The 7,409-nt window shown below is 51.5% G+C and carries 10 protein-coding genes and 2 pseudogenes; all 12 read left to right on the top strand.

Annotation, left to right across the window (positions count from 1 at the left end):
- Positions 1–76: 76 nt before the first annotated feature.
- A pseudogene (locus tag GF617_RS25805) lies at positions 77–781 on the top strand (GTPase family protein); the annotation flags it as partial.
- Positions 782–873: 92 nt separating this feature from the next.
- On the top strand, positions 874–1,695 hold the full coding sequence (locus GF617_RS25810) for a DUF932 domain-containing protein (RefSeq protein ID WP_203452729.1): 822 nt from the start codon (positions 874–876) through the stop codon (positions 1,693–1,695).
- A gap of 216 nt (positions 1,696–1,911) precedes the next feature.
- Positions 1,912–2,613, top strand: coding sequence for a WYL domain-containing protein (locus tag GF617_RS25815; RefSeq protein WP_203452730.1), 702 nt, complete (start codon positions 1,912–1,914; stop codon positions 2,611–2,613).
- A gap of 182 nt (positions 2,614–2,795) precedes the next feature.
- A complete protein-coding gene (locus GF617_RS25820) occupies positions 2,796–3,491 on the top strand; it encodes a hypothetical protein (RefSeq protein WP_203452731.1) in 696 nt (231 codons plus the stop codon).
- A 21-nt stretch (positions 3,492–3,512) separates the two neighbouring features.
- On the top strand, positions 3,513–3,986 hold the full coding sequence (locus GF617_RS25825; protein WP_203452732.1) for a hypothetical protein: 474 nt from the start codon (positions 3,513–3,515) through the stop codon (positions 3,984–3,986).
- A 77-nt stretch (positions 3,987–4,063) separates the two neighbouring features.
- Positions 4,064–4,303, top strand: coding sequence for a DUF905 domain-containing protein (locus tag GF617_RS25830; protein ID WP_203452733.1), 240 nt, complete (start codon positions 4,064–4,066; stop codon positions 4,301–4,303).
- Positions 4,304–4,399: 96 nt separating this feature from the next.
- Positions 4,400–4,858, top strand: a complete 459-nt coding sequence (locus GF617_RS25835; RefSeq protein WP_203452734.1) for an antirestriction protein — start codon at positions 4,400–4,402, stop codon at positions 4,856–4,858.
- Between the two features lie 15 nt (positions 4,859–4,873).
- Positions 4,874–5,350 carry a RadC family protein gene (locus tag GF617_RS25840; protein WP_203452735.1) on the top strand — a complete coding sequence of 159 codons (477 nt, stop codon included), beginning with the start codon at positions 4,874–4,876 and terminating at the stop codon, positions 5,348–5,350.
- 8 nt (positions 5,351–5,358) lie between these two features.
- Positions 5,359–5,580 (top strand): DUF987 domain-containing protein, encoded by a 222-nt coding sequence (locus tag GF617_RS25845; protein ID WP_203452736.1) that lies wholly within the window; start codon positions 5,359–5,361, stop codon positions 5,578–5,580.
- Between the two features lie 18 nt (positions 5,581–5,598).
- On the top strand, positions 5,599–5,916 hold the full coding sequence (locus tag GF617_RS25850; RefSeq protein WP_203452737.1) for a type IV toxin-antitoxin system YeeU family antitoxin: 318 nt from the start codon (positions 5,599–5,601) through the stop codon (positions 5,914–5,916).
- A 20-nt stretch (positions 5,917–5,936) separates the two neighbouring features.
- Positions 5,937–6,278, top strand: a complete 342-nt coding sequence (locus tag GF617_RS25855) for a TA system toxin CbtA family protein (RefSeq protein ID WP_203452738.1) — start codon at positions 5,937–5,939, stop codon at positions 6,276–6,278.
- A gap of 115 nt (positions 6,279–6,393) precedes the next feature.
- A pseudogene (locus tag GF617_RS25860) lies at positions 6,394–7,226 on the top strand (DUF4942 domain-containing protein).
- The last annotated feature ends 183 nt before the right edge of the window (positions 7,227–7,409 follow it).

Consider the following 7,409-nt stretch of genomic DNA (forward strand, 5'->3'; position numbering starts at 1 on the left):
CTTACCGCTCATGGGCACCTCTCTTTAAGTCATCTTAAATGACTCTGAGGTGTCTGTTAAACCCGTGGCGATTCACAATGCCTTGTTCACCGGAGAAGTCTCACCGGTCAGCGACGTAGCGGCCTGCACCCGTAATCCGCTGCGTTTTCGCCTGCAGGTGGGAGAGCACTATATGACATTGGTGGACCTGCCCGGTGTGGGGGAAAGTAGTTCACGCGATGCTGAATACGCTGCACTTTACCGTCAGCAACTTCCCCGACTTGACCTGGTATTGTGGCTGATCAAGGCCGATGATCGGGCGCTGGCGGTGGATGAGCATTTTTATCATCAGGTAATTGGTGAGTCATACCGGCATAAGGTGCTATTTGTTATTAGCCAGTCGGACAAGGTTGAACCCACCTGCGGTGGTGAAAAGCTGTCTACAGAGCAGAAACAAAATATCGGCCGCAAAATCTGTCTGCTGCATGAGCTGTTCCAACCTGTACATCCGGTATGTGCCATTTCAATTCGGGCTAAGTGGGGACTGCGGGTGATGGCCGAGCGGATGATTAAGTGCCTGCCGCGTGAGGCCAGCAGCCCGGTGGTGTCGCAACTGAAGCCCTCCTTTCGCACACCGACAGTCCAGAAAAAAGCGCGTGACGATTTTGGTGAAACGGTCGGCACGGCGCTGGATACGGTAAGTGCCCTGCCGTTGATACCGGCTCCGGTGCGGGCAGTCATACGCGCAGTGCGCGATACCGTAGTGTCGGTTGCCCGTACCGTCTGGAACTTCTTCTTCTGAATATTTAATCCTGCCAGTAGTTTTCCGAGCCCTGTCGCCTTCATGCGACAGGGCTCTCTTTTATTTGTTTTCCCGTTATGAGGAGTCTGCTTATGACCCGTCTGGCTTCGCGCTTTGGCGCTGCAAATCTTATCCGTCGTGACCGTCCGTTAACCCGCGAAGAGCTGTTTCGCGTGGTGCCCAGCGTATTCAGCGAGGACAAACACGAGTCCCGCAGTGAACGCTACACCTATATTCCCACCATCTCCCTGCTGGACAGCCTGCAGCGGGAAGGTTTCCAGCCATTCTTTGCCTGTCAGACACGAGTACGTGACCCCGGTCGTCGTGAGCATACGAAGCATATGCTGCGCCTGCGTCGGGAGAGGCAGATTACCAGTAAGCAGGTGCCGGAAATTATCCTGCTTAATTCACATGACGGCACCAGTTCATACCAGATGCTGCCGGGGTTGTTTCGTGCCGTCTGTGCGAATGGGCTCGTCTGCGGTAAGTCATTTGGCGAGGTAAGGGTGCCACACAAGGGGGATGTGGTGAGTCAGGTGATTGAGGGAGCGTATGAAGTGCTGGGGATTTTTGACCGTGTGGAAGAAAAGCGGGATGCCATGCAGTCGTTGCTGTTACCACCACCTGCGCAGCAGGCACTGGCGAAAGCCGCGCTGACGTATCGCTTTGGTGAGGACCACCAGCCTGTTACTGAATCGCAGATACTCTCCCCGCGCCGCTGGCAGGACGAAAGCAACGACCTGTGGACTATCTATCAGCGGATTCAGGAAAACCTGATTAAAGGTGGGCTCAGTGGCCGTAATGCCAAAGGCGGACGGTCGCATACCCGTGCGGTACGCGGCATTGATGGGGATGTGAAGCTTAACCGGGCACTGTGGGTGATGGCGGAAGCCATGCTCACGCAGCTGCAGTAGCCGCTTCATGTTACCACGTTGTTAATATCGGACATCACCTGTCCGCGTCGCGACGTGCTGGCGGTCCTCACTCCCCCGGGGATGGTCTGTAACCCCCGCCACAACTGACATTTGCAGAAATGAAAAATAGTTACTGTGGTGTCCATACCCTGACCGTGCCCCTCTTTAAAGTAATCACATCATTTTCAGTCAGTTAACTTTCCCGGAGAACCTCTCATGACACAGGCAGAACGCCGCCATGACCGGCTGGCTGTCAGGCTATCACTGATAATCAGCCGCCTGGTGGCGGGTGAAACGTTGAGTGTGCGCAAACTGGCCGCTGAGTTTGGCGTGTCAGTCCGTACGCTACGGCGTGATTTTCGTGAACGTCTTATGTACCTGGACCTTGAGTATCAGTCCGGTTATTGCCGTCTGCGCACCGCTGGCAGTGAGATGCAGATGGTACCGGATGTGCTTATCTTTGCCCACCGCAGCGGGCTGGCCGGGCTTTTTCCGGGCCTTGACCGCCGACTGGTGAATGCGTTGTTGATGTGTGATGAAGTTCCCTGCGTTATACCGCCTGCCAGTCCGGCATCCTCACCGTCAGAGCCTCTGTCATTCTGGCGACTGGTTCAGGCAATTACTGACCGAAGAAAAGTCACGCTGCTTGCTGACGGGCAGCGCTGTGAGCGACTGGCTCCGTGCCGGTTACTCATCCATCAGCAGACCTGGTATCTGATTGCCGAGCATAACGGACATATTGCCGTGTTCACGCTGGATGAAATTCATCTTGTTCAACCCCTGCAGGAGTCTTTCCGGCGTAACGATAGTTTATGTAGTCTGGCTGAAGACCCGGTATTCATTCAGGCCTTACCCCATTTTCGATTTATTCAGCAGTCACTGCTTGCGTTCGTTCCGGCTGATAACAGGCCGGAATAGTGCAGTTTTTTATCCACCTGGCAGCAAAGAGGAGTCCGATGCTGTTATCACCAGTATCGTCAAAAATCGGGGGATTCAGCCGACTCCTTGCCCTGACACTGCCCACTGATGTACTGGTGGGTATTATCCGGGGCATTTATGTATTCACAAAAACTATTCATCTGATTTCAGTAAGGAAAAAAATGAAACTGATTAAATTATTACCTCTGCTGGCAATGATTGCGGGCTCCAGCTTTGCTGCATCACCGGAGAGTACGGTCAAAGCATCAGGCTGTCTGGCAGTAAACGATATGCTTGAGAACCTCAATTCGCGGGAGTCCTGTGTTTCAGTCGATATCACCAGAACCTTATCTGAAGGCCGTTATCTGGCGGTTGCTAACCTGAGTAATGGCAATATCTACCCGGTCCGCATGACCCTCAGTGACGGTGTCATTACGGCACGTCCGGACACGGATGAAATTGATAAGCTCAATCAGCAGCAGGCGCAAAAGCGCCGGGAAGAGCAGTTACAGAAAAAGCTCGATTATTATAAAGCCCACCCACAGAAAGAGAGCGAGTTCGACAAAGCGAAAATGGCACATCTGAATCTTACTCAATATCACTCAGCCGCCTGCAGGGCCATTGGTCAAAAAGTATGGGATTCCATTCATGAAGATGTGTCGTGCCTGATGATTGAGAATGCACAGCCGGTCAGTGATAACACTCAAACGGGAACAGCCATTCTGCGCGGGCCAGGTGCGAGCAAATTTAAGCTCCCGGTGAAGTTCAGCGTGATTCAGGAGGATTTTATCCGTGTTGACGCTGATATAGCACCGGCTGCGCTGGCACAACTAAAGGCACAGATAGAAGCGTATAAAGAAAAACTGAACCAGCACTAATGAACTGAAAAGGATAACAGTATGAAAATTAAACCCTGTTTACCTGTCCTGCTGTCTCTTCTGGCCCCTGCCTTCACTCATGCAACAGTGACCGAACAACAGTGGGGTGAATGGTACGGCAATACGGGCGGTATGGAGTTTGCACTCAGCAGCGACAATCAGACCGGAGAGAAGCTGACCATCAGTTGCAGCAATAAAAAGATGGTTGTGGCCTGGCTGCTCCCGAAGGAGGATTACCGCGCCACCTCTGATGAAGGAATGAGCGAAGTGTATCTTCTGATTAACGATGAAAAATACTCGCTTGAGAATGAAACACTGCTTCCGGGCGAGGCCGTTCCTGCTCAGGTGGCTTTTGAAGCACTGAAGCAAACAGGAGCAAAAGACAAAGTGGCTTTCACCGCCTTTCAGTCAGGGGAATCGAAACCGTTCAGTGCCCGTGGTCTTCACGACGCGCTGAAAGATATCACCTGGCAGGATTGTCTCGATCAACCCTGACGGCTTTTCACATTAGTCATTCGACCAGCCCTGTTGCACATGTGCAACAGGGCTTTTTACTTTTTAAGGTTTTCAGCATGCCTGAATCCCCGTTACTACCACCTAGTTCTTTTACCCGGCAGCAGGCCGAAGCCATTATCTGTCTGTACCACAACGTCACCATCGAAGATGACCAGAACACGCATTTTCGTCTGGTTGTGCGCGACCATGATGGTGACATGGTCTGGCGGGCATGGAACTTTGAACCGGATGCCGGTGAAGGACTCAACCCATATATCCGGCGCTATGGCATCCGCAGGTTGTTACTCACCGGCTGAAAAACCTCATTCCCGACAACCATCCCCCGCACCATCCTTTATTACCCCACACGTCAGCCATCGCCGCTGGCATCTTTTATTGACGGAGACATTTCCATGACAACAGCGACACAGTACGACCTCGTACCCGCTAACGAATCCGATTTCAAACTCACAGTAACGCAGGTTCCCGACGAACAGCGTCTCGATTTCTGGCCGCAGCACTTTGGCGCTATCCCGCAGTGGATAACGATGGAACCCCGTATTTTCGCCTGGATGGGCCGCTTCTGTGCGGATTACAGCGGTGGTATCTGGTCCTTTTATAACCTCAGCAATGGCGGCGCGTTTATGGCCCCTGATGCTGACAGTGACGATAAATGGCATCTGTTCAACAACATGAACGGCAATGGTGCTCAAATGAGTGCAGAAGCCTCAGGTATCGCGGTCTGCCTGATTGAATACAGCCACCATGCTTGCCGTACAGAGTGTGACGCAGTGACCGCGCACTATTACCGCCTGCGGGACTATGCCCTGCAGCATCCTGAAGCCCACGCCATTTTGCGTATCATTGACTGACCGGAGGAGCAACGAATGAAACAGCTTTCCTTTTTACCCGGCGAGATAACGCCACAGGACCGGCGTCTCATCCAGCGGGCACTCAGGGTTCTGGACCGGCATCTGCATGAGCCCGGCGTGGCCTTCACCTCCACCCACGCCGTCCGTGAATGGCTGCGACTGCATATGGCCGCGCTTGAGCGGGAAGAGTTCAGAGTGTTGTATCTGGACAACCAGAATCAGCTTATTGCCCATGAGACGCTCTTTAGCGGCACGATTAACCGCACCGACGTGCATCCCCGGGAGGTCGTTAAGCGCGCCCTGTATTTCAATGCGGCGGCGGTGATACTGGCGCATAACCATCCTTCCGGCGAGACGACACCCAGCCAAGCCGATAAAGCCCTTACGCAGCGGCTGGTACAAATACTTCAGATGGTGGATATCCGCGTACCTGACCATCTGATTGTCGGCGGTAGGCAAATCTATTCGTTCGCAGAACACGGTCTGCTGTGAGGAATTACATGAAAATTATCAGTAAGCGCTGGGCAATGACGATATACCGCCAGCATCCGGCCTCCCGAATCTTTCGCTACTGCACCGGAAAATATCAGTGGCACGGTAGCGTCTGTCATTACACCGGCAGGGATGTTCCGGATACCACAGGAGTCCTGGCGGTATATGCCGAACGCCGCCAGGACCGTAACGGACCGTATGCCTGCCTGATGAGTATTACCCTGAACTGACAATAAAGGAGGTTATAAATGGGCAACATCACATGGGGCCTGCAGCGGGATATCACGCCGCGCCTGGGAGCCCGTCTGGTGCAGGAGGGGAACCGGCTGCATTATCTGGCTGACCGGACCAGTATCACCGGCAAGTTCAGTGACGCCGAATGTCTTAAGCTTGATGTGGCATTTCCACATTTTATCAGTCAGATGGAATCGATGCTGACCACTGGTGAAATGAATTCTCACCATGCCCACTGCGTCACCCTGTACCACAACGGTTTTACCTGCGAAGCCGATACCCTTGGTAGTTGCGGCTACGTATACCTCGTCGTTTACCCCACTCTGCGCTAACTAATTTCACGAGAGCAAACATGAAACCTCAACTTGCAGCAACTTCGCGGGCGGTAAAACCCTGCCTGTCACCTGTGGCTGTCTGGCAAATGCTACTGACACGCCTGCTGGAACAACACTATGGTCTTACCCTGAACGATACTCCTTTTAGTGATGAAACCGTTATTCAGAATCACATTAATGCCGGGATCAAGCTGGCTGATGCCGTTAACTTTCTGGTGGATAAGTACGAGCTTGTTCGTATCGACAGGAAGGGATTTAGTTGGCAGGAACAATCACCTTATCTTCGGGCCGTTGATATTCTGCGAGCACGGCAGGCAACTGGCTTGTTGCGGCAAAACCTTAACAATGCAGTACGCTGAATATTGCGTACAACCTTCCCGATTTATATTTCTGATCTTTCCCCCTTGTTTACATATTGCATAATGCGCCTTCCATTACCTGGCGGGCGCATTTGCTTTTTACGGACCAAATATCATGCAAACTGAAGCTGAAGTATTAACCGATCAAAGCGAGCTGATTTGCTCGACCAGTATTGAACGCATAGTGACAGGCCGTGATGCCGCACTAAAACAGATCGAGCAACTAATCCAGCAACTTGACAGCATTTCACGGCTAACATCTGAAATTGGTGGTGGTACAGCGCAAGACTGGGCGATGAAATCAGGACACCGCTACGACAGTTGGCTGATTGAAAATACAGATAAAGCGCTACCTGCGATAACGCGTAATATCGACCGTAATATCTGGCGTGATTTGATGTTGAAGTCTGGCATGATGGCATTAATGGATGCGGAGGCTCGTGAGCAGTGGCGCCAGAATCTGGAGGAATGCGACCTTCCCACCATTAGCGAGGCGAATGTCCTCAGTACCTTTGAGCAGTTACATCTGAACAAAATGGATGTTTTGAGCGTGGAATTATTAACGTTTTCAAAGGATTAAGTTGGGACTATAAAACCAATAACCCATGTAGTTTCGGTAAGAAGATTATTATCAGCAATTTAGTTAAATACGATAAATGGGGCTATAACCTGAACTGGGGCTGGCAACGTGACAGGCTGGCGGATCTTGAACGAATGCTCACGATCCTCGAGGGACAATCCATCCCTGACAGTCGTGCGGATGTTATCCGTCGTCTTGACGATCACATCCGTGAGAACAGGCACAGTACTCATTACGAAGATAAGATGTTTTCGATCAAATATTTTCAAAAAGGAACTGCACACATCATCTTTAATCGACCAGACCTGGTCGATAAACTGAATGACATTATCGCCCGACACTATCCCGGAATGCTGGCTGCAAGATAACGTTGATTTTTGTTGAGTAAATTCACTTACATCAGCAGTTACATTGAAAAAATCAAAGGTGTGAGCTGATGAAATTTTTCATGTAACTTATTGATTAAATTGGTGCCGATAATAGGAGTCGAACCTACGACCTTCGCATTACCGAAACTCGCGTAACCACATGAGTTTGTGAAGTGCGATTGT

Origin of the sequence: Lelliottia sp. RWM.1 (assembly GCF_016859735.1) — a bacterium.
Lineage (GTDB): Bacteria > Pseudomonadota > Gammaproteobacteria > Enterobacterales > Enterobacteriaceae > Enterobacter.

Bases quoted from the DNA above. Each gene is read 5' to 3' on its own strand.
- GF617_RS25810 (WP_203452729.1), top strand. From the start codon at position 874: ATGACCCGTCTGGCTTCGCGCTTTGGCGCTGCAAATCTTATCCGTCGT.
- GF617_RS25815 (WP_203452730.1), top strand. From the start codon at position 1,912: ATGACACAGGCAGAACGCCGCCATGACCGGCTGGCTGTCAGGCTATCA.
- GF617_RS25820 (WP_203452731.1), top strand. From the start codon at position 2,796: ATGAAACTGATTAAATTATTACCTCTGCTGGCAATGATTGCGGGCTCC.
- GF617_RS25825 (WP_203452732.1), top strand. From the start codon at position 3,513: ATGAAAATTAAACCCTGTTTACCTGTCCTGCTGTCTCTTCTGGCCCCT.
- GF617_RS25830 (WP_203452733.1), top strand. From the start codon at position 4,064: ATGCCTGAATCCCCGTTACTACCACCTAGTTCTTTTACCCGGCAGCAG.
- GF617_RS25835 (WP_203452734.1), top strand. From the start codon at position 4,400: ATGACAACAGCGACACAGTACGACCTCGTACCCGCTAACGAATCCGAT.
- GF617_RS25840 (WP_203452735.1), top strand. From the start codon at position 4,874: ATGAAACAGCTTTCCTTTTTACCCGGCGAGATAACGCCACAGGACCGG.
- GF617_RS25845 (WP_203452736.1), top strand. From the start codon at position 5,359: ATGAAAATTATCAGTAAGCGCTGGGCAATGACGATATACCGCCAGCAT.
- GF617_RS25850 (WP_203452737.1), top strand. From the start codon at position 5,599: ATGGGCAACATCACATGGGGCCTGCAGCGGGATATCACGCCGCGCCTG.
- GF617_RS25855 (WP_203452738.1), top strand. From the start codon at position 5,937: ATGAAACCTCAACTTGCAGCAACTTCGCGGGCGGTAAAACCCTGCCTG.